Source organism: Chitinophaga sp. (genome assembly GCF_017745275.1).
Taxonomy (GTDB): Bacteria; Bacteroidota; Bacteroidia; order Chitinophagales; family Chitinophagaceae; genus Chitinophaga.
Genome location: NZ_JAGHZS010000006.1, coordinates 1 through 26189, shown reverse-complemented (window position 1 = coordinate 26189; position 26189 = coordinate 1). Strand labels below are relative to the sequence as shown.

Sequence of the window (26189 nt, the reverse complement as noted above, 5' to 3'; positions counted from 1 at the left end):
ATTGACCAGAGCGGGTTTTTAAGATACTCATCCGCTGCTGTCTGTCGCTTCGATGGCTTTTTGCTTTCCGCTTTCACCTTTCCGCTTCTTATATTTATGGATTTTCCCTATCCTTGCATCTTCCACCATATATTCACCAAAAGAATGCTGCATGCAACTGGACAAAACATCCTACTACGACCTGTCTATCTTTAATCGCGACGAAGAGTATTCCCTATTTCACCGCCTTGACTTTACTACTACCTCCGGCGGCCGTGAATTTTTGCGGCAATTGTTCAGTAATCCACTGGAAGATATTCCGCAAATCCAGCAGCGCCAGCAGGCATTACAGTATATACTGGAGCGGGCAGACAACTGGCCTTCCATTATCTCCAATGGTACCGTAGTAGTGGTGGAAAACTATATGGAGGCCCAGATAGAACCGATTTCCAATACCGAAGGATTGGCCTTGTATATCCAGGCCGTTATCAACAAAACATTGTATGCACCGGACTTCGGATTTATCAAATTCTCTTTTACCCAACTGGTAAACCTGTTGAAAGGCTTCCGTTCTTTTATCAATGCCTTCAATTCAGATACGACCCCTAAAGTACTGAAATCCTTACTGGATCGCGCACAACACCTGCTTACCAAGAAAGATTTTTATGATATCCTGAAAGCAGATGAAGAAAATAAACTGAACTATATCGAAATTCTCCGGTACGATAACTATATCCGGAAGCGCCATAAAAAAGTGATTATAGAGCTGGTTACCCTGTATCAGCAACTGGATGCGTATTATGCCATGGCCAAGGCTATTAAGCATTACGGGCTGGTATTTCCCACCTTCACCAATAGCACAAGACCAGTTATTAAAGCGGATCAACTCTATCATATCATTTTACCTGAACCAATCGCTTACGATGTAACGCTGGATGAAACCACCCATTTTATGTTCCTGACCGGCGCAAATATGGCAGGTAAAACCACCTTCATCAAAGCCGTTGGGGTAGCCACCTTCCTGGCGCATATTGGTATGGGCGTACCGGCAAAAAGCATGGAGCTGAGTTTCTTCCATGGTATATTCAGTAACATACAGGTGCAGGATAATATCTTCAAAGGCGAAAGCTATTTCTACAGTGAAGTATTACGCATCAAAAATACCATCCTGCAAATCAATAACGGCAAAAACTGGTTGGTGCTGATTGATGAGATGTTTAAGGGCACCAATATAGAAGACGCCAGAAACTGCTCCCTGGCCGTTATCAGGGGATTATTACAAAGTACTAACTGCCTCTTTATACTATCTACACACCTCTATGAAATTGCAGAAGAATTACGTGGAGAGAAGCGCATACAGTTCAAATACTTTGAGTCAACTGTAATAGATGATGACCTGCGTTTTACATATTTATTGAAAGATGGTATTGCCAAAGAAAAAATCGGGTACCTGATCCTGAAACGCGAGAAGGTGTTGGATTTGCTGAAAGAAATATCTTAGAGAGCTTAAAGCATAAAGCGTAAAGCAAAAAGCTATTGAAGCGAATGATAGGAGCGGATAAATATTTAAAATACCCGCGCTTGTCATTCGCTTCAATAGCTTTTTGCTTTCTGCTTTACGCTTTCTGCATTTAATTTAATTATCTTCGTATTGTTAACCATACCCCAAAACATGATTGTTAAAACCTTCGGCAGCGCTATACAGGGCGTAAATGCCATCACCATTACCATAGAGGTGAATGTATCTTCTCAGGGCAACAGATTATTTATAGTAGGCTTACCGGATAATTCCGTAAAGGAGAGTGAGCGACGCATTGAATCTACTATCCAGTGTATGGGTTTCCGTATGCCCAGAACGCGGACAGTGGTCAATATGGCGCCTGCAGATATCCGCAAAGCCGGCGCAGCTTATGATTTACCTATTGCGGCAGGTATCATGGCTGCTTCCGGGCAAATACCAGCCACCCACCTGGAGCATTGGCTGATGATGGGCGAGCTCTCGCTCGATGGCACCATATTGCCGGTTAAAGGCGCGCTACCTATGGCGATGCAGGCGCAACAGGATGGCTTCCGGGGATGTATACTTCCCAAACAGAATGCCCGGGAGGCCGCCATGGTAGACGGATTAAAAGTATATGGCATTTCGCATATTTCGGAAGCCATCCAGTTTTTAAATGACCCGGATACATTATCGCCAACAGCTCCGTCACAAAATGATTTTTACCGGACGCAGGATCAGTTTGAAGTAGACTTCTGTGATGTAAAAGGACAACACCAAATAAAACGGGCCCTGGAAATAGCTGCAGCAGGCGGACATAACGCGATTCTCATTGGGCCGCCGGGAGCAGGAAAAACCATGCTGGCCAAGCGTTTGCCTACTATTCTGCCACCACTCACCTTGCAGGAGGCGCTGGAAACCACTAAAATACATTCCGTGGCGGGTAAGCTGCCAGCGCATGCTTCGCTGATTGTACACCGGCCTTTCCGTTCTCCGCATCATACCATCAGTGATGCAGCGCTGGTAGGCGGTGGCAGTATTCCGCAACCGGGAGAAATTTCACTGGCCCACAATGGCGTATTATTCCTCGATGAATTACCGGAGTTTAAACGCAAAGTATTAGAGGTGATGCGACAACCTGTGGAGGAAAGAAAGGTTACTATTTCCCGCGCCAGAACAGCCATCGATTTTCCCGCCAGCTTCATGCTGATGGCCTCTATGAATCCATGTCCCTGCGGGTATTTTAACCACCCCGAGAAAGAATGTACCTGCGCCCCCGGGCAGGTGCAGCATTACCTGAATAAAGTATCCGGGCCACTGCTGGATCGTATCGACTTACATGTAGAAGTAACGCCGGTTAAATTCCAGGATTTATCGTCGGGTGCAGTTACCGAAAAAAGTACGTATATCCGTGACCGTGTTATTGCCGCGCGAGCCATACAGGCGGCCCGGTTTACGGGCTATCAACATATTTACTGCAATGCACAGATGAATAGTAAATTACTGGCTACCGTATGTGTAGTGAGTGATCGTTGCCTGGAATTGTTGGGACAAGCCATGCAAAAGTTGAAGCTATCGGCAAGGGCATATGACCGGATACTGAAAGTGAGTCGCACTATTGCAGACCTGGAGGGCAGCGAACACGTAACGCCGGCGCATATGGCCGAAGCGATACAGTTCCGGAGCCTGGACAGGGAAGGCTGGGGTAACTAAATATTCAGGTCTTCCTTATAGCTTTCGCTAAGCTTTTTCTGCATTTCTGCAGGTACCGGGGCGTATTCTGCAAACCGGGATGTCAGTTTGGCTTTGCCTTGTGTAACGTTGCGGAGAGCAGCGAAGAGCTTATCAATTTCTGCCTGCGGGGTGCGCGCTTTTATGACCTGGTAGCCATTCAGTGTATCCATTCCCGTTATAATGCTGCGATGTGTTTGCAATTCGCTCATAATATCGCCCATCATCACATCCGGGGCGGTGGCTTCGAGGTCGAATACCGGCTCCAGCAATTGTGGGGCGGCCTGGTGGAAAGCTTCGCGGAAGGCCATCATGCCGGCGATTTTAAAAGAGATATCGTTGCTATCTACGGGGTGCATTTTGCCATCGTATACGCTGACGCGTATATCACGTACATACGATCCCGTTAGTGGCCCTTCCTGCATTTTTTCCATAACACCTTTGAGGATGGAGGGCAGGAAGCGATTGTCGATAGCACCACCAACGATACAGTTATTGAATACCAATTTTCCGCCCCAGTTGAGGGCTATTTCTTCCGAGTCGCGCACAGCATGTTCTTTATAGGGAGGCATTCCTTCGTACCAGGGTTCTATCTTCATAAATACTTCCCCAAACTGGCCGGCGCCGCCGGATTGCTTTTTATGACGATAAGATGCCTGGGCAGGCTTTTGTATGGTTTCGCGGTAGGGAATTTTCGCTGTATGGTAGGCGATCTGCATTTTATAAATGTTTTCCAGCCGCCATTTGGTAACGAGCAGGTGCAGTTCTCCTTGTCCATGGAGGATGACCTGCTTCAGCTCCCGGTTGAATTCTGTTTGCAGGGTGGGATCTTCGATGTGTATTTCGGCCAATACCTCACTGAGTTTCTCATCATCTGCTTTATTTTTAGCTTCGATGGCCACTCTTACTTTGGGAGATGGGAACTCGATGGGCGTTATTTCCCCGGGGAAATTTTTATCCGCGAGTGTTTGATTAGTGAAGGTGTTCTTCATTTTGAGGGTACAGCCAATGTCGCCTGCCTGCAGCCGTTCTACCGTGTTGCGGTTTTTACCGTCTGCAATAAACAGTTGGCTGATACGTTCGGTCGTGTTTTCGGCTGTATTGATGAGTTCCATACCGCCTTTCACTTCTCCCGACATTACCTTAAAATAGGTAAGCCGGCCGATATGTGGTTCCTGTAAAGTTTTGAATACAAACAGCGCAGTGGGGCCGGCAGCATCGCAGGGAACGGCGGTGCCGCTGGTGGTGGTTTCCGGCGGCATTTCCACCGCGGAGGGGGCTACATTATCGATAAAGCCCATCAGGCGGCCGCTTCCCATGTTCTTTTTGGCGGATAAGCAAAAGAGGGGAAATACCTGGTGATTCAGCATGCCTATCTTGATGCCTTCTCTCAACTCATCTTCATCCAGGCTTCCTTTTTCAAAATACAGCTCCATGAGTTTATCATCATTTTCGGCGGCTTTTTCCACCAGTTCGTTGTGGAGCTGATCCGCGCGTTCTTTTTCGTTGTCAGGAATGGGTAATTTTTCCGGTTTTCCGCCATTTTCGGGAAAACGGTACATTGTCATTTTCAGCAGATCGATGATGGCATTGAATCCGGGGCCCTGGTTCACGGGATATTGCATCACCGTGACGGCGCGGCCGAGTACCCGTTCTGCATCCTCTACGGTTTTATTAAAATTGGCCAGTTCAGCATCCAGCTGGTTAACGGCTAATATGGTTGGTTTTTGGAATTTATCCACATAATCCCATATCTGTTCGGTACCTACTTCTACGCCGTATTGGGCATTGAGCAGTAATACAGCGGTATCGCATACACGAATGGCGGCAATTACTTCCCCGATGAAATCCTCCAGGCCAGGGGTATCTATAATGTTGATTTTATAATCTTTCCATTCCGTGTGCATCAGGGTAGCATATACGGAGTTCCCTCGTTCATGCTCAATTTCATGATAGTCAGAGATGGTGTTTTTCTCTTCAATAGTACCGCGTTTACTGATGATGCCGGCTTCGAATAACATGGTTTCAGAGAGGGTAGTTTTGCCGCTTTTGGGTGCACCTAACAGTACGATGTTTTTGATATGTTTTTCATCATACGTTTTCATATGTGGAGATTTTTTGGGTAATCCTTTGTCACCTGTGCTTTTGAAAGAACCTACTATTAAGTTAACGTTTTTTGCTCAAAATAGCCAGCACTTTTCCCCGCAATATGTTACAACATACAGTAACTTTGCACCTCAGGAAATTGGATATATGAAACTACTACTGCATTATTTAAAGAGATATAAATGGTTGGTTGTATTAGCAATGGCTTTGGCCAGTATTAACCAGCTTTTCTCGCTGATGGACCCGATGATTTTTGGATGGATCATTGACAGGTTTGCTTCTCACCCTAAAGTGACTACCAAAGGGGGGACTATTTTCAGGCCGGAAAACGAATATTTATGGGGCGTACTGCTGTTGGTAGGTGCTGCCATAGGCGTGGCCATGGTATCGAGGATTGCGAAAGCATTCCAGGACTATTTTGTAAATGTTATTGTTCAGAAATTTGGTGCCCAGGTGTACCAGGATGGGCTAAAACATTCTCTACGGCTGCCGTATCAGCAGTTTGAAGACCAACGCAGCGGTGAAACGCTGGCCATTCTGCAAAAGGTACGGGTAGACTGTGAAAAGTTTATCACTTCTTTTGTGAATGTGTTGTTTGTATCACTGATTGGTGTTGTGTTTGTGATGGTGTATGCTACCAGCGTGCACTGGACCCTGCCCTTTGTGTACCTGGCGGGTTGTATTTTACTGACCATTCTCATGAGCGTATTAAGCCGGAAAATTAAAGTGATACAGAAGACGATTGTAAAAGAAACGACTGCACTGGCCGGATCTACTACCGAATCGCTTCGTAACATTGAACTGGTAAAGAGTTTGGGATTAACCAACCAGGAAATACGCCGGTTAAATTCCACCACGTTGAAAATTTTAACGCTGGAATTGAAGAAAGTGCGGAGCATCCGCAGTATCAGCTTTGTGCAGGGTACTTTTGTGAACTTGATGCGCTCCAGCATCCTGTTCCTGCTCTTATTTTACATTTATCGCGACTCAGTAAGTATTGGGCAACTGATGACCTTACAGCTGTATTCCTTCTTCATTTTCGGACCTTTACAGGAGTTAGGCAATATTATTCTTAACTATCGGGAAGCGCAGGTATCGTTACTGAATTTTGAAAGCATTTTGAATACGCCTGTAGAGCAGATGCCTGCCAATCCGGTGAAAGTGAACCATATCAACGAGTTGCAGTTTAAACAGGTAGGATTTAAACACCTGACCGCTGCTACCAAGGCATTGGACCAGGTTAATTTCTCGGCCAAACTAGGTGAAACCATTGCGTTTGTAGGACCTTCAGGCTCCGGCAAAACCACGCTGGTAAAGATGTTGGTAGGCTTATATAAAGCCAATGAAGGACATATTTACTACAACGGTATAGACGCCAGTGAAGTGGATATGGAAGATCTTCGTCACCAGGTGGGTTTTGTAACACAGGATACGCAGTTGTTTGCAGGTACTATCAAAGAAAATTTATTGTTCGTAAATCCTGGTGCTACAGATGCAGAAGTGATGGAAGCATTGGATAAAGCGTCGTGCTATTCTTTGCTGGCGCGGGCAGACAAAGGATTGGAAACCGTGATTGGCGAAGGTGGTATCAAAATTTCCGGCGGTGAAAAGCAACGTTTATCCATTGCCAGGGCGCTGTTACGTAAACCGCGTTTACTGGTGTTTGACGAGGCCACGTCTGCGCTGGACTCTATCACAGAAGAAGAAATTACCACTACGGTAAGGGACGTAACTGCCAGCAAACAGCATATTACCGTAATGATTGCGCACCGTTTGAGCACCATTATGCATGCTGACCGTATCTACGTACTGGAAAAGGGTCGTGTGGTGGAAGTAGGTAAGCATGAAGACCTGGTAGATGAAAAAGGGCTGTATTACGCCATGTGGCGGCAACAGATCGGAGAGCGTAAAGTGGAGGCAGTTTAAAATGCAGCCTGCAGGCTCTTCGCATTAATTGATTAATTTTGCAACATGAGTACACAACGCCCTAACTATTTTGTCAGCATGCTGACAATGAAATGTCCGAGATGTAGGAAAGGAAATATGTTCAAAGATCAGAATCCCTTTCACCTGAAATTTTCGAAGATCTTCAACATGTATGACAACTGTCCGGTATGCGGGCAGAAGTACGAACTGGAAACCGGGTTCTGGTTTGGAACGGGTTATGTGAGTTACGCGTTGTCGGTGGCTTTCAGCGTATTCAACCTGATCTGGTACTGGGTATTTTTTGGTATCAGCTGGAGAGATAACAGTATATTCTGGTGGCTTGGTATCAACGGTGTGTTGCTGGTACTTATCCAGCCGTGGCTGATGCGCTTATCGAGGGCAATTTATCTTTACTTCTTTGTGTATTATGACGAGGATACGGCGAAGTTGGAGAAACCGCATCATCATCATGAAAAATAGTTTAAAAAGTATGGGGCTGTAAAAACAGCCCCTTTCTTTTTCAACCAAAATCTGAACCAATGGTGGTCAGAAAAACTTAATAATGCAAAAACCGATTTTTGAAAAAACTGAGGGAATCTGTTTTACCGGGCAGGACATTCAGTCACACACATAATCCATAACATAATTCGAAACTACAAAATCTCCGTTTATTTTGGTTAAATATTTACATCAATGGTAAATAGTCGTGGCAATTGTAGCACTAAAACGATTTTATTTATCAAGCCCGTCTGACATGGATTCCCGTTTATTACACTGTTCTTTTATGCATAATAATTAAAGATAATGTAATATATTTATACAATATATAACTATACCTTATATAACAAAAACCTTCCCAAAGGAGATCCATAAAAATTTGATAGCTTTATCTTTTCAAACTCCAACTTATCGTGTACAGAATATTACTATTGCTACCTGTTTTACTATTTAGCTGCCAGGAACCTGCCCGGCAGGGAACAAACAACGGAACCAGTTCTGCCAAACCGTCCAAAGCCGCAGCACCAGTTCCATTTAAACGGATTGATGGCAGCAACAGCCGCGATAGCGCCGTATTTGAAGCAAAAGGCATTACAGCTACCATTGTACATTCATCGGAAGGGATGCAAACTATTCACATTACGCAAAATGGCAAACGGCTGATTAACTACATGCGCGCCATTGACTCAAATGTAACAACGATTCCAGTACCCGAATTGTTGATAGTGGGTACAGATACTTCTGTAGGGTTTAACATTTCTGCACCATCTGCCAGAAAATTCTTCTTCAAAATAAAAAATAACAAGGCCACCTATACGAAAACGGCAGACAATCCGGCTGCCACTGACTCCATAAAAAAAGCTCCCGCTGACGCAGGAGCCTTAAAAGAAAACGGCTTTTAGCAAAATGTAGCGGAAAATTAATTAGCAGCTACTATTTGAAATCAATCGGAATAGCCAGTTTAACACTGAAATTCCGGCCAACGTTATATACGCCTGTGCGGCCGGTCACTTCATTGACAGCCGCGTATTTCAGCCGGCTCAGGTGATTTTGATAAGCGATATCTGTAAAGTTGTTTACCGCAAAATGCAGGGAGAACAAGGTTTTGCTTTTCTTGTTCACAAAATCAGATCCAATACCGGCATTGAAAATGGTATAACCGGGTGTAGCTGTTTCTGTTTCATAAGCGGAAAAGATATTGTTCTGGGCAAAGTTCATATCCATCTGCACGCCTACGTAAGCATTCTGTAACGGACTTTTACCCACTTTTTTAAACTTCCCTTTTAGCTCAGATAACCAACGTCCCGCCGGAATATTTGGCAAATACTTCGTAGAGTCGGTACTGTTAGCAGTGGTGGCTCTTACATAAGAAACGGTATTCTCGAAATGCAGCCAGTCGATCGGATGCGGATGTATATCCAGCATTAATTCCCCACCGTACAGGTTGGCATTTGTTTGCTGATATTTAAAAGCGGCAAAGCCGTTTTCATTATCTGTAGCCGGGATTGAGTCGGTACCCGCCTGGTTAAAGAGTTTGCGGGAGAAGATGAAGTTATTTATATGATTGTAGAAGACATTGGCCGTTAAGGAAACGTGTTGCGTATTGAAATCTAAGCCCGCATCCACTTGTGTGCTTACTTCCGGCTTCAGGTCCTGGTTACCGTACTCATACTTGATAGTTCCTTCATGCACGCCATTAGCTGAAAGCTCTGCGATATTAGGTGCGCGGAAACCCCTGGCAGCATTCAGCTTCAAGGTTACGCGATCGCTGGCTTCATAGCTGAGGCCTACACTACCGGACACATTGGAGAAGTTGCGTTTAAAGGCATCGAACTTTGCTTCGCCGGCGTTAGCTGGTTTGCCATTGGCATCGAGCAACAATGCTTTAGCATTCATGGAACGGTTATCGAAGCGCACCCCACCGCTGAGCGTGAGCTTATTGAATGTTTTACTGGTCACTGCAAAAGCGCCCACGTCGAACAGGTCGTACGCCGGAATAAGGAACTCTTCTCCTTTGTTTTGATTGGTTTGCTGCATACCATTTACCCCTACGGTTGTTTGCCAGCCTTTCATTTCAGGCAGGTAATATTTCAGGGCATAGTTGAATGTTTGCAGATGCAGGTATAATTCCGGTGTGTTAGGCTCCAGCACATTGCCATATTCCCTGCGCTGATTCAGCTGGTATCCCAGCGTGAGTCCCAAACGGCCACCATTATGAAGATACAGGTTGTTATCCCATACTATTTTCTGGTGATTGATCTGTTGTTTAGGCACAGCCATGCTGTAGGATTTATTATCGCTGCCAGTAACCGGTGCTTCTTCTGCAACCCCGTTTTCGTTGACCGGCTTAATAAAACCACCGGTGCTGTCACGGTCGCCTTCCACGAGTCCGAGGTGCTGATTAAAGGACGAAAAGCTCAGGCGGGAGTATCCCCATTGCTTATTGATACCGATAGTAGCGCCGTAGTTGGTGTTATTGAAGCGGGAATTGAAAACGTAGTTATCGTATTTATTTTTATAATCGTGTGCCTGTTTCTGTGTCACATAAGCCCCCCAGCTAAAGCCGTTGTTATTACCGGCAATATCGGCGTGATAAGCCATCAGTCCGTTGTTGGTTTGATAGTTTGCCTCTACATTTCCCTTTATTTTCCCCAACGGCAGTGGTGCAGGCGGCACAATATTCACCACACCTGCCAGTGCATCTGAGCCATAGATCAGTGAGGCCGGTCCTTTCAATACTTCAATCCGGCTCACATTATAATCATCTATTTCGATACCATGCTCATCGCCCCATTGCTGGCCTTCCTGGCGGATGCCATCGCCTACAACCACCACACGGTTGTAGCCGAGCCCGCGGATAAAGGGTTTGGAGATGGCAGGTCCTGTAGATAATTGCGTAACGCCGGGTACTTTGGCAATAGCATCTATGATATTGGTAGAGATATTGTCGTCGAGATAATCGCGGCGGATCACGCTGATAGGCGTAGGCGTTTTCTTCACAGAAGTAGCCAGGTTAGCGCCGGTGATCACTATTTCATTCTTTTCTATCAGTGTTTCGGCGAGTACAAAGTCTTTGGTGGTAGCGCCTGAAATGGCAACAGATTCCGTATAAGCGGCATAGCCTATATAATGTACTTCCACCAGGAATTTTCCTTTAGGCAGATTTTTAATGATGTAATTACCCTGTGCATCGGCCGCTGCACCCACATGCAGATCCGGCAGGTATACTGTAGCGCCGGGTAAAGGCGTATGAGACAATTTATCCACCACCTTACCGGACAATGAATTCGCATATTCCCCTTCTTCGGGGGTAGTACCTGCATAGGCAGCAGGCAACGCCAGTAACATTATACCCGCACAAACGAGTATAAATACACGCAAATAATGCATATCTGAAATTATATAGAATCAGTAAAGCATGGACTATCGCCCATCATGAACCACCGACGTGTATTACAGGTTCACGTCAGCATAAAAAGAGTCAAGCTACTGCAGGAGGCGCCCGTGGAGTGAGGTTATAATAAGTAGCATAGGTTGTTTCCGGGATGGATAGCGGGTAAAATACCCAGGTTACTTTTTGAGCCGGTGCTATGTAAACGGTAGCGAACGGCTCATATGGTTCAATGCCTATTTGCAGGAAATCACAGTGCCGGTGCTCTTCAGAAATGGTAACGCCATCGTGATGATGTATCACGTCTGTCGTGTCGTGGTGTCCCGAAAATTCGTGTATAAATTCCCGTGGGAGGGTATTTATAGTAAATACTCCCAGGAGAATGATGGCTATTATTTTATGCAGATAGCTTTTATACACGGAAGCAAAGGTAGCAAAATCTACTTATTTGCAACAATGTTGCATGGATTTTTAATTGATATCTAACATCATCTTACTTTAAGCATAGGCCAAACCTGTTGTATAGGGCCGTTTTGCAGGCGGGCATAATAAATACCGGCGGGCAGTTGGCGGCCATCGAAGGTGATTTTGTAGGTGCCTGGCGTATGTACTTTATTAACAGGCACCTGGATAAGGCGACCAGTGGTATCAAAAATCTGGATCAGGGTATTACCGCTGCCTGTAATATAGGTGATGTAGGTATAGTCGCTGAAAGGATTGGGTGCGTTAAAGATGAGCTTTTTGCCATCGGTATCCAGATCCGGTAAACCGGTGATGGTACCACAGGCCACGCCGCTAACCAGTGGCAGGCGTTGATAATCTTTCCCCATAATTTTTTGCAGGGCCGTGGTATCTACGCAGAACCACTGTTCCAGGATAGAAGCGTAGATGGAACGGAAGTCGTACTGCATAGGGATATTATCAATCACTGAGCTATTGTCTGGCAATGCAGGTGAATTACCCAATACGCCCTGGTTGACATAGTCGCCGAAAATGATCATGGGTGCAGCGGCGCCGTGATCGGTACCCATGCTATAATTGGATTTAATACGGCGGCCGAATTCGGAGAACGTCATGCCCACTACCCTGCGGGAAGCGTGCAATCCTTTCAGGTCGTCCATGAAGGCTTTAATAGCATCGGAGAGGCCTCCAAGGAGTTGTGCGTGACCACCTTTGCTGGTATCGCCACCTTCAGTTTGATTGGCATGTGTATCAAAGCCACCAATGCTCACCATATAGAGCCTGGTTTTGAGCCCGCCGGCGATGAGGCGCGCCACAATTTTCAGTTGCGCGGCCAGGTTGTTGTTAGCCGGATATGCTCCCTGTGACGTTACTTTTTTAGCGGCCTTGGTAATCGCCTGTTCATAACTGTTGGTTTGTTTGGCGATCAGGCGGATATATTCCAGTTCTTTTCCCCATTTGGTATTGGGCACAGGATCATTGATACCATCTATCAGGTTATAGAAATCATCTGCACTGGTAATAGCGATGCCCATGCTGGCATTAGGTCCCTGGAATGCCGGCGATACAATGGATCCTATCTGGATGGCCAGTGGATCTGGTGCGTCAGTATTAGGATACCCATCAGGGAAGTTAGGGTATTGTGTATCGAGATACCGGCCACCCCAGCCGGTAGTGAGTATTTCGTTTGAATCGGAGCCGGTGAGCCATATGTCAGTAGCACGGAAATGCGAGTAGTTAGGAGAAGGATATCCCACACTTTGCACGATGCTGACTTTACCATCGCTATACAACTGCTGAATACCTGTCATTGCCGGATGCAGCCCGGATTTAGTATAGTTATCCAATCGCAGTACTTTACCTTCCTGGATGGCGATATTAGTACGTGCTGCCTGGTATTTACCGTATACGTCCAATGGTATTACCATGTTAAGACCATCGTTTCCGCCGGTCATCTGGATCATGACGAGTACATGGTCATTATCTGCGGAGGCGCTGCTCAATGCGTTGAGCATAGGAGAAGCAGCGAATGCTTTTATAGAAAAGCCGTTGATTAATGTTGGCAGGATAGCGGCTGGCGCTGTATATTTAAGAAAGTCTCTTCTTTTCATAAAAAGGTTTTTCAGCTATCAGGATAATTGATATTCTGAGAGGTCCATGATGTATTTATACAGCGCTTTAAGGCGGGTTTCCACGTTATCTTTTGCTGCAGCGTCACCAGGGGATGCTTTATAGGCGTTCCATGCGTCTGTCCAATAGTAATTGCTGTTAGGATTCTGGCCGGAGAGGATAATATTATTTTTCATGAATGCCTTAGTAGTATCGGAAACGCCTACACGATATAATATATCGAGGGAGTCGCTGACCAGTGCCACAGGATCTTCGGGATGAGGCAACTGGCTGGCGAAGGCGATGGTATCTATGTGCAGGCCGGCGAATCCACCGGTGCTGATAAGGGCATCGCTGAGTTTATTTCGTTTAGGTAGTGTATCGGTATTGATCCATAGTTCGTGGAAGGCGGGTTCCTGGTAGTAGGCTTCCCATCCGGCCACCAGTGGGGGATCCCCGAAGTTTTGCAGCATTGATGCGGCTCTGTCGTGTATGGCCATCCAGGCGGTGTAGCGACTGGGATAATCACTGGGGAAGGTAATATTGTATTCGCGGCAGATACCGATGCAGAAGTCGGCCGGACTTTTAATAAGACAGGCCATGTTCAGCGGGTCAAAGAAATGTTGACTGATAAACAGGGCGTTGAGTGTTGTTTTTATATCGTACTGGCTGCTGCGAAATATTTCTGCGAGTGGTGCAATCACATTCGTTTCGGTAGCCTGATCTATGTCGTAGTATACGAAGAAGCGATATAATTTCCGGCAGATGAATTTTGCCACTTCTGGTTGTGCGAAGATGATATCCAGGAGGTTATCTATTTCAGACGCGCCATCGGGGCCCGTTTGGCCGGATATTACTTTGTTGAGATAGAATCCGGAAAACTGTTTATTGGTGATATCATGTTTTGTGGTATCGAAGAAGCTGGTGATGTTTGTTCTATCGACGCGGAAACCGGTGAGTACGCGTGCAGTGGCGCGTACATCATCTTCCGTATAATGAGAATCCGGGCCTTTTCCTACGGTAAAAAGTTCATGTAGTTCCCTGGCGTAGTTTTCATCAGCTGCTTCCTTAGAGTTGAGGTAGCCGTTGAGATATACCAGCATGGCTGGATCCAGGGTAATTGCTTTTGTGAGCGCCTTGAAATTCCCGAGTGCGTGTTTACGCAGGGTGAGGTTATATTGATAGATAAATCGGCTATCGTTGACCATTCCTGTTTCGGTTACAAAATGATTATGCCAGAACAGCACCATTTTTTCGTGTATGCTTGCAGGTTGGTTAATCATTTGTCCGGTCCACCAGGCTTTATAGGAGGCGATTCTTTTCCTTTCCAGCATTTCGTTGCCGAGTGGGGCTTTCACCCATACAGCGCCGGGAGTAACGCCGGTATCGTCTACACCGTAGTTGTTTACGGGAGGTGCGGGATCGGGTTGTGCGGTGAGCAGGGTATCTACGGCCTGTTGCATGGTCATGCTTTTGAAGGCGTTGACGTTAGCGGGAGAAACGCCGAAGAGGGTACGTTTCAGCAGGTGTATAAGTTGTGTTGATTCCCAGTTGCCGGTATAAGGCGTTATGCCGGAGTCGGTACGTGCCGAAGCGGCAGCATATTGTGTATGGCTGCGGTTAGGCGATAAGGTTAGGAATTGTCTGCGATCCATAAAAAATGATATGGTTGATGGCTAGGGGGCCGATTATTCGTCCAAATTAACAAAAAGTTTAATCTAATTAAAGAGAAAGGGATATTATATTATTAAGAAATGGGAAGATGATTTTTATTTATCAAAATGATTTTGGAAATATCATTATGACACATTCATTATCAATCATTTACAAATAGAAATATTTGCGCACGGATCAGAAAATAAGTATCTTTGAAAAATGTCTGTCGATATACAGGCATACCGAAAGGGAGCTGACGATTCCTGGTAAGAAAGACAGCCCCTTTGGTTTTTTGTTGTGACACAAAAAAGAATTCAAAATGGTAACATTGAAAACGGCGATCCGCCGGTTTATCCAATCAGGAAATTTTATTGGTCCCCCTCCTTTTAAGCCACCCGATTTTTTTGACAGCCGATAGTATCACAAAACTATGATGACTTTCTTTCCCCTTCTTTTTCTACCGAGATTATCGGTAACGGAGACCCTTTGCTCAATATGAAAATCATTGAATCAAAAAACCTTCGTCCAGATCAATTTAATTCTATTGTTATCAATGATTTACATATTACAATACAAATATAGTCAATTATTATTACAGTAGGAACAGATTTGTAACTTTTTTAACTCTGACATTATGTATCCATATAATAAGCGGTTTATTAAACTGATCCGCACAGCGCTAAAACTAAAACAACATGAAATGAGCGGCCTCCTTGGTATATCAAAAGGAAGTTTTGTTCATTACGAGTCCGGAAGATCCAGAGGTAGCGATTTTTTTCATACTAGAATGATAGAAGTATTTGGCATTGATTTACGTCAGCATCCAAATCTGCATAAAATTGTATTTACAGATCCAGGTCGCATTTCAGCCAGCGCTTATGCTTATCTGAGCAAGCTGGAAGTATATGATACACCGGAACAGGAAGCATAAAAAAAAGGAGCCCGTAGGCTCCTTTTTCCGTTATAAGATGAGTTGACCATATTAACTGATATTCTCTATGATACCTGCAATTCCTTGTCCACCGCCAACGCAGGCCGTAACGATACCATATTTTTTATTGAGTCGCTTTAAATCGCCCAACAACTGCACGGTTAACTTAGCGCCGGTACATCCAAGGGGATGTCCCAACGCAATAGCGCCACCATTGATATTCACGATATCCGGGTTAATTCCCAGCTCACGGATCACCGCAATAGACTGAGAGGCAAATGCTTCATTCAGCTCAACGAGATCTATATCCTGCAAGGTTTTGCCGGCACGCTGTAATACTTTCGGAATCGCTGCTACGGGCCCTATACCCATAATACGCGGATGTACCCCCGCAGACACGCACCCCACCAAACGGCCAATAGGCTTCAATCCCAGCTCATTGACCATTCTTTCGCTCATCACTACCACAAAGGCAGCGCCGTCTGAAGTTTGCGACGAGTTACCTGCTGTTACAGAACCGCCGGCTGCAAAAACAGGCTTAAGTTTACCCAATGCTTCCAGGGAAGTATCAGCACGCGGCCCTTCATCTGTATCTACTGTATAGGTGCGTTTTTGCTTTTTACCATTTCCATCTACGTACACTTCTTCTACATTAATTGGTAAAATGCCTGGCTTAAAATACCCTTGCTGTATGGCATTCAATGCCTTCTGATGTGATTTATATGAGAACTCATCCTGGTCCTGGCGGCTTACTTTAAATTCGTTGGCCACTGCTTCAGCGGTGAGTCCCATGCCAATATAATAATCGGGATTAGTGCTGGCTACGGTATAATTAGGTACGGTTTTCCATCCAGCTACAGGCACCAGGCTCATACTTTCTGTACCACCAGCGATAATACAATCTGCCATGCCTGTCTGGATCTTAGCTGTAGCGATGGCAATCGTTTCCAGTCCTGAGGCGCAGTAACGATTCACCGTCATGCCCGGCACATCAATGCCTAAAGCCCGGACTGAAATCATACGGCCGATCTGTAAACCCTGTTCTGCTTCCGGCACCGCATTCCCCACAATCAGGTCGTCGACCCGCTTAGGATCCAGCTGTGGCAAGGATTGCAGCAACCCGGTAATGACATCAACAGCCAGATCATCCGGTCTGTAAAAGCGAAATCCCCCTCTTTTAGACTTACCCACCGCAGTGCGGTATCCGGCTACTATATAAGCTTCCTGCATGAAAAAAAATTTTATAATGAGCTAACGGTTAGATTATCAACATAATTGATATTTATCCACATTTCGTCCTTGTTTCCAAATTTAATTAAATAAAGTACACGAATATTCAGAAGAACCGTTAAATTTGCCCTCACGTTTTTTAACAGAGCGCGTTGGAATGACTCCCTAGCTCAGTTGGTTAGAGCTACTGACTCTTAATCAGTAGGTCCTGGGTTCGAGCCCCAGGGGGGTCACTTGAAACTTAATTCACCCAATCTTAGTTTTACTGAGGTTGGGTGTTTTATTTTACTGGTGGCCTGTTTCCACAGAAAGGAAATTAAAGAGAGATAAAGAAAGATTTAATTTCCGGATACCCCAACATCTACTCCCCAAAAATTGAAGACGCATGGAAATTGCTAACCTGCCAACTTGAAAACAATTTGTGTGCCCCGGTATTTGTAAATCCAACAGTTACTTGATTCATCAGTATTTATAAGTTGCGGCTAAGGATCCGAAGCCCTAAAAATAATGTTGCTATTCCGTTCGTCATGGGTGTCTATCGGCAAGACTAAGGATAGAAATTTTCTAGTTTATTATCTTAATCGAGTAATATTTAGGCAGGATAAAAGAAAATTTTGGATAATAATCATCAGGATTATTATTTTTGTATCGATCATTACAGAAATAAAATGAGAGGGAGACCAGCTACATATGATAATGATGCGGTGGTGCTCAAAGCCCAGGAAGTATTCTGGGAAAAGGGCTACAGCGCTACATCTTTGCAGGACCTGCAAAACGCTACACAGATGGGTAGCGGCAGTTTGTACAACACATTCAGGGGTGGTAAAAAGGAACTTTTTTCAAAGGCGCTGCAGCAGCGACGGGAAGCTTTCCAGGCGTTTAAGAAGGAATTGAAACAATCTGCTTCGCCGATGGATCTGATCAGGGACTTTTTCAGCAGTGTGGCATTGGCAGACGAGCATACGCACCTCAAGGGATGTATTGTGGCCAATACGGCAACAGCACTGGCTTTTATCGATAACGACCTGGAAGCGGAAGCCGTTAATATATTAAAGGATGTAGAAAAAATGTTTACTGACACTATCCGGGAAGCCCAGCGTACAGGCGCTGTTACCAATCCTGCGGATGCAGCTGTTTTAGGTAGATATTTAATTACCTGCTGGAATGGTCTCAATGTAACCAGACGAATGCACCCTCATAAAGAAAAGCTGAAGGCGCTCATCGAAATGCAATTAAGCATACTGCGGTAAAATTTTTTGTTTAATTATGTAATGATCATTACAAAAATATATTTATGGATTTACAATTAAGCGGTAAGACAGCCTTTATCAGTGGCTCTACCCGGGGAATAGGATTTGCCATTGCCCGGCAGCTGCTACAGGAAGGTGTGGAGGTAATACTTCATGGAAGAACATCCACTAAAGTAGACATCACGGCGCAAAAACTCCGGACGGAATTCCCAACAGCAGCCATCAGTGGATGGGCAGCGGATCTCAGCATCGCGGAAGAGACTGAAAGCCTGTTACGGCAGTTGCCTGTAGTGGATATACTGATCAACAATGCAGGCGTATTTGGATTAAGAGATTTTGAGTCGATAACCGACGATGAGTGGAATGATATTTTCCAGGTGAATGTAATGAGCGCAGTAAGGCTCTCCAGGCAAGTATTACAAGGGATGTTGTCCCGGAATTGGGGCCGGATTATTTTTATCAGCAGCGAGTCGGGCATGAATATTCCGGGCAATATGATTCATTATGGTGTCACGAAAGCTGCCATGATAGCCCTGGGTAATGGGTTGTCAAAACTCACCAAAGGTACAGCGGTGACAGTCAATACAATCCTGGGAGGTCCTGCTTACTCAGAAGGCGTTGCATCTGCGATAGAACATCTGGCAACGCTACATCAACAGCCTGTGGGGGTGATAAAGGAACAGATCATACAAAGTACTAATCCGCACTCATTGCTTGGACGTTTTATCGAACCTGCTGAAATAGCAAGCCTGGCGGCATATTTAGCCAGCCCATTGTCTTCCGCTATCAACGGCGCCGCTCTAAGGGCCGATGGTGGAGTGTTGAGAACGTTGTAGAAAAGGCGCCCACAGGCAGGCTGTTTATTCAACAACCATGCTTGCGAGACTCTTTAAATCTTCCTTAAAAAAGTTGGAAAGCCGTACCGAAAGGGTCACAGATAAAGGTTCACTACAGTAGCGGACCTTTATTTATTTTTCCGGGTTTTCAATAGCCAAAATTGTAAGATATTGCAAAAAAAACTTACAAAGATTCACTAGTTTCCTTTTCCTAAGTGCGTCAGCACTGATTTTCATTTTAATAATTATTTCCTTACGGCTGGCAGGCTAGCACAGACGATAACAGTGTTAAAAAAATAATTTTAAACCCAGGAATATTGATTCGATTCAAACAGTGCACTTGTGGCTGGCTTACTTTTTCAAGGACCTAAATCGTGTCCCTGTAGAGACGCTCCTGTTGTTTTGGCAATAAATAAATTATACTTTGAACATCAAACCAGCTATAGGGTCCCTTCGGGCATTCCGACACAAATAATCTTCCGTCAATTTGTTTTCCCTCTGGAGAAACGTCAGATACCTGCCAAACATTAGGGTATCCAATCAAAAACGGTTCCTCATTTAATACTTCTATTGAACAACAGATCAGTTGTCCATCATTACCAAGTTGAAAAACGAAATGACCTCTATCTGCAAAGGTTCCAAATACCCGGTTTAGCTTTAATTTATACTTCTTTTTTATACGTTGAACAGCTTTTTCCATGCTACTTATTTCATAATTGAGTAATGCCAAAGGTTATTTACACGCAGAGTGTTCTAAGTCAATAACAATAATGTTCATTTATTCACCAGCAAAATCCTAATTGGAGGTAAATACTTCTGCAGTATAGAATAAAACGTTCCAAACTGAAAAGGTTTAGTAAGATATTCATCAGCTCCGGCTTTCATCATTTCTTCTTTCTCGGTTTCAAAGGCATCGCCAGAGATTACTATAACTGGAATGTGTTTACACTCCGCGCTCGCTTTTAATTTAGATAGAAATTGTTTTCCATTCATTAAAGGCATATTTGCATCACAAATGATAAGTGCTGGTTTTTCTTTATTCAGAAAATCAAAAGCAGCTTCTCCTCCATCTACTATTATCGACTCCGCTCCCGTCATTTTAACCGTCACTTTTAAAATATGTTGTTGTATTGGATCATCATCAATACATAAAATTCTATATCCCTTTAGTGATCCCTCTTTAAACGGTCGATCGCTTGCCGACAAATCTTCTTCATGCCCTATTATCAGCGGAATAAACAACTTAAAAACGGTGCTTTCGTCAATACATTCTACTGTAATATCACCGCCAAGTAGTTGAACAATATGTTTGGTGATAGGTAACCCTAATCCCGTACTCATTACGGTATCATTACTGGAGGCAAAAGGTTCAAATATTGTCTTTAATCCCTTAGCGCTGATACCCCCCGTATTTTTTGTTTGAAAGATGATCGTTTGTTTTTCACGAAGTACTTTTATCTCAACATTGCTTTGCTCTGGCGCATATTTTACGAGATTTGAGGCGAGGTTATTAATAACTTTATATAGTGCTATTTTATCCGTAATAATGTAAGGCGGTAATTGTTCATCATAGTCTAAACGTATCTTTATCCCTCTGGAACTTGCTACATATCGCTGCATTACCATGCAGGTTTCTATGGCTTTCTTCAAATCTATTGTTTCTTCTTTTATAACATCAAACTTTCCCGCCTCAATCTTCGACATGTCTAAAATATTATCTACTATTTTAGTTGCAACAAAAGCTGATTCAAATAAATACTCGATCTCCTTCTTTAATTCAGGATCCGTGATGGTATTTCTTTTCGAATGTAATAATTGGGCTATACCGAATATCGAAGAAAGCGGTGTTCGTAATTCATGTGAAGTTTCACGTAAATAAACGGATTTAGACTCATTTGCCTTACGCAAATCTGTAATTAATTTTCTGAATTTTTCCGCAACCCACTGCTTTGCGAAATACCAGAAAGTAGCGATAGATAATAAGCTCCCGGTAAAAACAACGACCCACCTGACAATCATTGCTTTGGGATATTCTATATTTAGCGGAACAAACCAAAAATAATAGTAGTTGAGTTCAAGAAAGACCAGCATTGATAGCACCAGCGTAACCGGGAAGTACATCAGCTTTTTTCCCCATAATAAACACACAGAAGCACCCACTAAAAAAACTACTAACAGATGTATTTCTGACAATGGACCTAATATTACACCATAGTAGACCAGCGCTGAATTCAGGACAATAAAAAAAAGTGAAATGTTTAAATCGAGTCCTATTATTTTCGTGAACGATGGCATGATAAGGAAGAATACCCCTATGGCCAACTCAATGTATAACATAGGCGTATAGTCCAATATCTTATACACATAAAGGCCAAGTGTTAGTGATAATGCAGCAATCAGATAACAGATCTTCTTAAGTACAGTTTCAATTTGAGAAATACCGAAGGCGTTCATGATCCTTTTTTGGGTTATATGAGGACAATAAATATTCACAATGCCATGTTGTAGGTTTCATGGCACTGTGAATATAAGCATATAATACTAAAATAAGTCGGGAATCGGAGTTATTCGGATGTCATTCATATCTCTTTGACATGAGCCGGTACCAATTGAGCTGCCCTTCTAACAAAATCATGGTATTCTGCCAATAGTTCCTCACAATATTGCTATACCTGCCAAATTCTCTGAAATGATGCTCAAAAGCCAATAACTCTATATATTCCTTTTCTCTCATTTTAATGGCAAGTGCCAGGGCATCATTGATGCTTATTTTATTTTCCGCCTGTAAAACAAGTACAATGTTCATTGCCTCCCCTTCTTTAATTTCCTTTTTATAAGAAAATATATCATTATCATAAATCATAAGACGGGAAGCCAACAGACGTAACTTTTGAATTTTAGGATTTTCAAACAGCCCTTTGGGGAAAATAGTGCCGACCAATTCCAGCAAATCCATTACCATAAAACCGCCTATCAACCTATCCCTGATTTTGAAATACTCCGCACCCGATGGATATTGCAAGTTTTTTTTGTAGCTATAAGTATCCATCAATAATCCCTGAAAATAGTAAATATGCGAATTTATAAATCTCCTCATCCATTCGCTATTAGAAACTCCCTGCAATTCCTCCCGTATTACAGCCAACTGGCTAAAGAGCGCGTTTTCATACTGTCCTTCTTTCTCAATACCTTTCAATATTCTTAATGCCGTTTTGCAAATTGCTTTTAAGTCCTGCTTCTCATATGGCCCGTAATAATCATCCCAGCAGAATGCCCATAACATCCACCTGGTAATAGGTATCAACACTTCTATTTCGGCACGGGGAATCACTGCGGCGGTTAGTACACCGTAATTAGCTCCTTTAGCTTTTTGTTTGAATGCGGTTGACAGACAGTCATAGCTATCTACCCAATTTCTTGTTATCTCTTCCATGACATCGGAATGCTTACTAACTAAATTGTGGATAGGATAATAAATGTCAGCAAAAGCCTCATTAGAGGGCGAAGCAACATGTTTCATACATAATTGATTTAGGTTACTGAATATATGTTATATGTAAATGAGCTTTCGATTAACTGACAGGTAGGCGTAGTAGGTTCAGGATGATCTACTTAATGGTTATTGGAATAGGCGATTAGAATCGTAATGAATTAAGAATAACAGAACAAAAACATGCACTCATCGTTGTTTCATAATGATTTACAGACACTTCTATAGTTCAAATGGCGTCTCTACATAAATTTAAATTATCATGCTGCGACTTATTGACAAAATAGCTAAAAGAGACAATTTTTTAAATGGAAAATTTAGTATATCCAGAGAGAGGACAAGGTGTATTTCGAATACAAATTCTATCCTTGTTGAAGGGGTCTGACCGGTGGTATAAAGATGATACTAAAATCCCTTACCTTAACTCAAAATATTCACAATGCCCTACCTATCAAAGTCACTCGTCGTGGCCCTTATTATACTCTGTACATCTTTAACTGCATTCTGTCAAAAGAAAGACAGGTACTCTCAGTTTGTTTATAATGGAGTGCATCTCAACCAATTAATTGTTGACCGTATTCCGGATTATGGAATTGCCGGGAAAGATGGATGTATAGTTGAAGAACAAATTACACTGGAATTAAAAGATGTAGATTCCCTAAAAATAGACGGCATCGTTAGAGATGTAAAAACCAATAAACCTATTACCTGGGCAGCTGTTAAGGTGATAAGAAAGAATAACACCAAAGAAATGTTAGGAACAGACTCACTGGGCCGGTTCCAGATTATCAAGTCTTTGCCAATAAACGAACTTCAAATTCAGGCTTTAGGTTATCGTCTTTTAAAAGTTAAAGGATCTCACAAACAGTTATTCTAAAATTGCTCCCATTAAATCAAAGGACGCGTTCACATATATCATGTTCATATCCCTGAATACACGTCGCACATGGCCTTTTATTCCTTTCATGCAATTATTGCTTAGGTCCTGAAAGCATACTTTTTACTGCCTTCAATTTTTTCTTAATACTATATTTCATAAAAAAGCCCCCTAAAAGTGTCTAACTTTTAGGGGGCACGTCATATTTGTGTCCTTTTTATTTAGCAACCCTATTTAAATAACTTTCTGGCTAAATAAACAACTCCTCCTGCTAACAACCCAACTAAAAACATAATCACAAAAATAGAAAGTAACCAACCAGGTATTAGCCGTTTTCAAGTTGCCATCTTGCATAAACACCAACCGGTCACGGGTATCATGTATGCCACCTCCCTATCTATGCATCATACGTCCTCGCTCCATAGTCATACTATTCTAATCCTGAACCATCTCCGAACTCTTTTGACTGTAGTTCTTTGTCATTGTATTTCAGTCGGTTTTCGGCGTAATTAGTCCTCTTCAACGCACTAGAACTAATCCCGACCATCGTCAATCCAAATAGATAATAGTGCGTTCCCTCTTCCAAATTTAGCTTACTCTCTCCTCAATGATCTAATCAGTGTTATAACGTTCTTTAACCTTTCGCCTTCATTTCCCTTTAATGCAAGAATATTTTTATTGATACCCTGGTATTGAAAGACTATATTCTTTTGCTTCTTAATAATACAAATAGAATAAACCATAGTATAAGCGTTCATATTGCATATACACCCATAGCCCCCTGTTTCAATAACTTCCAGTTGTTTTCTAACTTTTTCGATCTCGTTAGCTAAAAAAATGCTTTTCTTCATGCTCGCCGCTGTGCCAACCTCTGAAGTTGTTATACTATCATCCATTCTAAAATATACAAGATGTCCATAAGAGTCATCATATGGCATAGAAATACAAAGAACCTGATAATCACTTGAATCGTTACCGCTGAATCTTACATAATAATCTTTATAATTATCAATCTCTCTAAATGGGCTCGATATGGGGGTCTCAAACACTTTACACGTGTCTTGCACATTCAAAGGAAACCTTGCATGATATACAGTCAAAAAATTTAAAAACAATAGTATTGCATTCATCTCTATCTTATTTAAGCTTCTCTTATTGAATCCGCTTTTTTAACATATCAAAATAATCAGGTGACACATTCTTATAGTCAAAGCCCGGTTTAATGGTTGGCCACCTATCACCAGCTCTATTGGGTGGCTGGAAATACTCTCTTAATTTATCAATTCCCATTATCTGCGCTCGGATGATATTTTCTAAATGTGTTGCTGATGTTTCAACACCCTTCCTCCATTCCAACATAGAGTTCACATGTTCTTTGACACTTTGAAAATCCATCACATCGCCTTTATATCTCCCAGGCTCCGCCTTTACCAAACCGTTATCAATCTCCCAGGCATGTGCAAATTCATGACTCAAGACCATCGTCTGTTGAGTTGACTCAGATTGGTCCGGTAAATCCCACTTTCTATCATTGAGATCAAATGTGATATTAGTTCCATCTCCTTTGCGTGTAATATTTTCATTTCCCCCTTTAGCCTCAGTCTGACTATGAGAACTTCCATCTGCGTTCGGAGTTTGTTTAGTAACAGTTATCGTATGCATTTTATCAGACTTTTTCAAATCACCATACATCTTATTGAAAGCACTTGATTCTCTACTTGCTTGTCTAGCTAATCTTTTTGCTTCCCGCAAATCTTTTTTGGTAACATTCTCTCCTCGTTTCCATTCCACCTCCATTCCATTTGGATCAATCAATATAACAGGATTATTTGCCGCATAATTATAGACTGACACACTAGAATATTTAAATGCCATTGGATCTTGCACATGCCATCTTCCTATCTGTACATCATACATCCTTGCTCCATAGTCGTACCACTCCAACCCACTCCCATCTCCAAACTCCCTATTCTGCAGTTCCTTACCATTATACTTGAGTCTATTCTCCGCATAGTTAGTTCCTTTCAGCGCATTAGAAGATATCCCCGCCATCGTCAGCCCAAACGGATAATAATGCGTCTCCTCCAATACCGGCCCTGATGCCTGCGCCACTACTACATTATCAAAGAACACATCCTGCTGACTTTCATTACTGGTGTACACATACAGGAAACCACTCTTCTTAACCGGCATTTTATCCTGGGCTAGTGTCTGCAGTTGATCTGGCTCAGCTTTCACCTGTTTCACCCCACTGTTCTCTTCAACTAAGTTAAACTGATCATCAAATAAAACAAAATTAAGATAAGCCTTAGGGCGATCTGGTTTGCCCTGATCCGGGTCCTTTTCTTTCAGACGCTGGTAATCGTTTTTATAGAAATTCGCATTAAAGGGCGTTGCGTTACTATTGCCACTGATACCATGAGCTCCGCCAGAAGAAGAAGCACCGCTGAATGTTTGTACCAGGTCTGCCAGCATATTTTCAGCAGTACTATTACCAGATGTTTTATCCTTAGGACCTGATGACTTATAAAATGCTTTAGCGCCTATTTGAATGGTATCCCCTGCCATTACACGTAATACAAGAGAAGGTCCTATTTTCTTTCCGCCATTGGCAGCGGTTAATTTTGCCACGGACTGGTTATTGCTGCCATTGTCTTCCGCAGGATAGCCTACCGGTTTAGCTGCACGGGTATTATCCAGGTTACTGAATAAGGCTTCTT

At 43.2% G+C, this 26189-nt stretch carries 20 protein-coding genes and 1 tRNA gene; 10 read left to right on the top strand and 11 right to left on the bottom strand.

Going from position 1 to position 26189, the window contains the following annotated elements; genetic code table 11:
* Positions 1 to 151 precede the first annotated feature (151 nt).
* Both J7623_RS17205 and J7623_RS17200 read left to right on the top strand, forming a co-directional pair.
* A complete protein-coding gene (locus J7623_RS17205; RefSeq protein WP_291922583.1) occupies positions 152 to 1480 on the top strand; it encodes a DNA mismatch repair protein MutS in 1329 nt (442 codons plus the stop codon).
* Positions 1481 to 1651: 171 nt separating this feature from the next.
* On the top strand, positions 1652 to 3190 hold the full coding sequence (locus tag J7623_RS17200) for a YifB family Mg chelatase-like AAA ATPase (RefSeq protein WP_291922581.1): 1539 nt from the start codon (positions 1652 to 1654) through the stop codon (positions 3188 to 3190).
* On the opposite strand, the gene J7623_RS17195 is transcribed toward J7623_RS17200, so the two are convergent.
* Complete coding sequence (locus J7623_RS17195) at positions 3187 to 5313, bottom strand: elongation factor G (protein ID WP_291922579.1); 2127 nt, start codon at positions 5311 to 5313, stop codon at positions 3187 to 3189. The genes J7623_RS17200 and J7623_RS17195 overlap by 4 nt on opposite strands.
* A gap of 148 nt (positions 5314 to 5461) precedes the next feature.
* Between J7623_RS17195 and J7623_RS17190 the strand changes: the two genes are divergently transcribed.
* The 3 genes from J7623_RS17190 to J7623_RS17180 all read left to right on the top strand — a co-directional run bounded on the left by J7623_RS17190 (position 5462) and on the right by J7623_RS17180 (position 8640).
* Positions 5462 to 7240: an ABC transporter ATP-binding protein gene (locus J7623_RS17190; RefSeq protein WP_291922577.1), complete on the top strand. Its 1779-nt coding sequence runs from the start codon at positions 5462 to 5464 to the stop codon at positions 7238 to 7240.
* 45 nt (positions 7241 to 7285) lie between these two features.
* Positions 7286 to 7720 carry a DUF983 domain-containing protein gene (locus tag J7623_RS17185; RefSeq protein ID WP_291922576.1) on the top strand — a complete coding sequence of 145 codons (435 nt, stop codon included), beginning with the start codon at positions 7286 to 7288 and terminating at the stop codon, positions 7718 to 7720.
* Between the two features lie 431 nt (positions 7721 to 8151).
* Positions 8152 to 8640, top strand: coding sequence for a hypothetical protein (locus J7623_RS17180; RefSeq protein ID WP_291922574.1), 489 nt, complete (start codon positions 8152 to 8154; stop codon positions 8638 to 8640).
* Positions 8641 to 8671: 31 nt separating this feature from the next.
* On the opposite strand, the gene J7623_RS17175 is transcribed toward J7623_RS17180, so the two are convergent.
* The 4 genes from J7623_RS17175 to J7623_RS17160 all read right to left on the bottom strand — a co-directional run bounded on the left by J7623_RS17175 (position 8672) and on the right by J7623_RS17160 (position 14854).
* The gene (locus J7623_RS17175) at positions 8672 to 11128 is read right to left on the bottom strand and encodes a TonB-dependent receptor (RefSeq protein WP_291922572.1); all 2457 of its coding nucleotides are present in this window, start codon (positions 11126 to 11128) and stop codon (positions 8672 to 8674) included.
* Positions 11129 to 11219: 91 nt separating this feature from the next.
* A complete protein-coding gene (locus J7623_RS17170; RefSeq protein ID WP_291922570.1) occupies positions 11220 to 11549 on the bottom strand; it encodes a hypothetical protein in 330 nt (109 codons plus the stop codon).
* 68 nt (positions 11550 to 11617) lie between these two features.
* On the bottom strand, positions 11618 to 13201 hold the full coding sequence (locus J7623_RS17165) for a DUF1501 domain-containing protein (RefSeq protein ID WP_291922568.1): 1584 nt from the start codon (positions 13199 to 13201) through the stop codon (positions 11618 to 11620).
* Positions 13202 to 13219: 18 nt separating this feature from the next.
* Entirely contained in the window at positions 13220 to 14854 is a 1635-nt protein-coding gene (locus tag J7623_RS17160; protein ID WP_291922566.1) for a DUF1800 domain-containing protein, read from the bottom strand.
* Positions 14855 to 15642: 788 nt separating this feature from the next.
* On the opposite strand from J7623_RS17160, the gene J7623_RS17155 reads away from it, so the two are divergent.
* Positions 15643 to 15786, top strand: a complete 144-nt coding sequence (locus J7623_RS17155) for a hypothetical protein (RefSeq protein ID WP_291922564.1) — start codon at positions 15643 to 15645, stop codon at positions 15784 to 15786.
* Between the two features lie 51 nt (positions 15787 to 15837).
* Here the strand turns inward: J7623_RS17155 and J7623_RS17150 are convergent, their stop codons facing one another.
* Positions 15838 to 17016 (bottom strand): acetyl-CoA C-acyltransferase, encoded by a 1179-nt coding sequence (locus tag J7623_RS17150; RefSeq protein ID WP_291922561.1) that lies wholly within the window; start codon positions 17014 to 17016, stop codon positions 15838 to 15840.
* Between the two features lie 159 nt (positions 17017 to 17175).
* Between J7623_RS17150 and J7623_RS17145 the strand changes: the two genes are divergently transcribed.
* From J7623_RS17145 to J7623_RS17135, 3 genes are all read left to right on the top strand, one after another.
* Positions 17176 to 17249: transfer RNA gene (locus tag J7623_RS17145), tRNA-Lys, on the top strand.
* Between the two features lie 435 nt (positions 17250 to 17684).
* A complete protein-coding gene (locus tag J7623_RS17140; protein ID WP_291922559.1) occupies positions 17685 to 18266 on the top strand; it encodes a TetR/AcrR family transcriptional regulator in 582 nt (193 codons plus the stop codon).
* A gap of 44 nt (positions 18267 to 18310) precedes the next feature.
* The gene (locus tag J7623_RS17135) at positions 18311 to 19102 is read left to right on the top strand and encodes an SDR family oxidoreductase (RefSeq protein WP_291922557.1); all 792 of its coding nucleotides are present in this window, start codon (positions 18311 to 18313) and stop codon (positions 19100 to 19102) included.
* A gap of 367 nt (positions 19103 to 19469) precedes the next feature.
* Here the strand turns inward: J7623_RS17135 and J7623_RS17130 are convergent, their stop codons facing one another.
* The 3 genes from J7623_RS17130 to J7623_RS17120 form a co-directional block, all read right to left on the bottom strand.
* Positions 19470 to 19802 (bottom strand): hypothetical protein, encoded by a 333-nt coding sequence (locus J7623_RS17130; RefSeq protein WP_291922555.1) that lies wholly within the window; start codon positions 19800 to 19802, stop codon positions 19470 to 19472.
* 74 nt (positions 19803 to 19876) lie between these two features.
* Positions 19877 to 21556, bottom strand: coding sequence for a response regulator (locus J7623_RS17125; protein WP_291922553.1), 1680 nt, complete (start codon positions 21554 to 21556; stop codon positions 19877 to 19879).
* 121 nt (positions 21557 to 21677) lie between these two features.
* Positions 21678 to 22622, bottom strand: a complete 945-nt coding sequence (locus tag J7623_RS17120) for a terpene synthase family protein (RefSeq protein WP_291922551.1) — start codon at positions 22620 to 22622, stop codon at positions 21678 to 21680.
* Between the two features lie 409 nt (positions 22623 to 23031).
* On the opposite strand from J7623_RS17120, the gene J7623_RS17115 reads away from it, so the two are divergent.
* A complete protein-coding gene (locus J7623_RS17115) occupies positions 23032 to 23469 on the top strand; it encodes a hypothetical protein (protein WP_291922550.1) in 438 nt (145 codons plus the stop codon).
* Between the two features lie 593 nt (positions 23470 to 24062).
* On the opposite strand, the gene J7623_RS17110 is transcribed toward J7623_RS17115, so the two are convergent.
* Both J7623_RS17110 and J7623_RS17105 read right to left on the bottom strand, forming a co-directional pair.
* Complete coding sequence (locus tag J7623_RS17110) at positions 24063 to 24599, bottom strand: hypothetical protein (RefSeq protein ID WP_291922548.1); 537 nt, start codon at positions 24597 to 24599, stop codon at positions 24063 to 24065.
* A gap of 22 nt (positions 24600 to 24621) precedes the next feature.
* On the bottom strand, positions 24622 to 26189 hold a 1568-nt coding region (locus tag J7623_RS17105), incomplete at its 5' end, for an RHS repeat-associated core domain-containing protein (RefSeq protein ID WP_291922546.1).

Coding starts and splice junctions, on each gene's coding strand:
- J7623_RS17205 (WP_291922583.1), top strand. CDS start 152: ATGCAACTGGACAAAACATCCTACTACGACCTGTCTATCTTTAATCGC.
- J7623_RS17200 (WP_291922581.1), top strand. CDS start 1,652: ATGATTGTTAAAACCTTCGGCAGCGCTATACAGGGCGTAAATGCCATC.
- J7623_RS17195 (WP_291922579.1), bottom strand. CDS start 5,313: ATGAAAACGTATGATGAAAAACATATCAAAAACATCGTACTGTTAGGT.
- J7623_RS17190 (WP_291922577.1), top strand. CDS start 5,462: ATGAAACTACTACTGCATTATTTAAAGAGATATAAATGGTTGGTTGTA.
- J7623_RS17185 (WP_291922576.1), top strand. CDS start 7,286: ATGAGTACACAACGCCCTAACTATTTTGTCAGCATGCTGACAATGAAA.
- J7623_RS17175 (WP_291922572.1), bottom strand. CDS start 11,128: ATGCATTATTTGCGTGTATTTATACTCGTTTGTGCGGGTATAATGTTA.
- J7623_RS17165 (WP_291922568.1), bottom strand. CDS start 13,201: ATGAAAAGAAGAGACTTTCTTAAATATACAGCGCCAGCCGCTATCCTG.
- J7623_RS17160 (WP_291922566.1), bottom strand. CDS start 14,854: ATGGATCGCAGACAATTCCTAACCTTATCGCCTAACCGCAGCCATACA.
- J7623_RS17155 (WP_291922564.1), top strand. CDS start 15,643: ATGATAGAAGTATTTGGCATTGATTTACGTCAGCATCCAAATCTGCAT.
- J7623_RS17150 (WP_291922561.1), bottom strand. CDS start 17,016: ATGCAGGAAGCTTATATAGTAGCCGGATACCGCACTGCGGTGGGTAAG.
- J7623_RS17140 (WP_291922559.1), top strand. CDS start 17,685: ATGAGAGGGAGACCAGCTACATATGATAATGATGCGGTGGTGCTCAAA.
- J7623_RS17135 (WP_291922557.1), top strand. CDS start 18,311: ATGGATTTACAATTAAGCGGTAAGACAGCCTTTATCAGTGGCTCTACC.
- J7623_RS17130 (WP_291922555.1), bottom strand. CDS start 19,802: ATGGAAAAAGCTGTTCAACGTATAAAAAAGAAGTATAAATTAAAGCTA.
- J7623_RS17125 (WP_291922553.1), bottom strand. CDS start 21,556: ATGAACGCCTTCGGTATTTCTCAAATTGAAACTGTACTTAAGAAGATC.
- J7623_RS17120 (WP_291922551.1), bottom strand. CDS start 22,622: ATGAAACATGTTGCTTCGCCCTCTAATGAGGCTTTTGCTGACATTTAT.
- J7623_RS17115 (WP_291922550.1), top strand. CDS start 23,032: ATGCCCTACCTATCAAAGTCACTCGTCGTGGCCCTTATTATACTCTGT.
- J7623_RS17110 (WP_291922548.1), bottom strand. CDS start 24,599: ATGAATGCAATACTATTGTTTTTAAATTTTTTGACTGTATATCATGCA.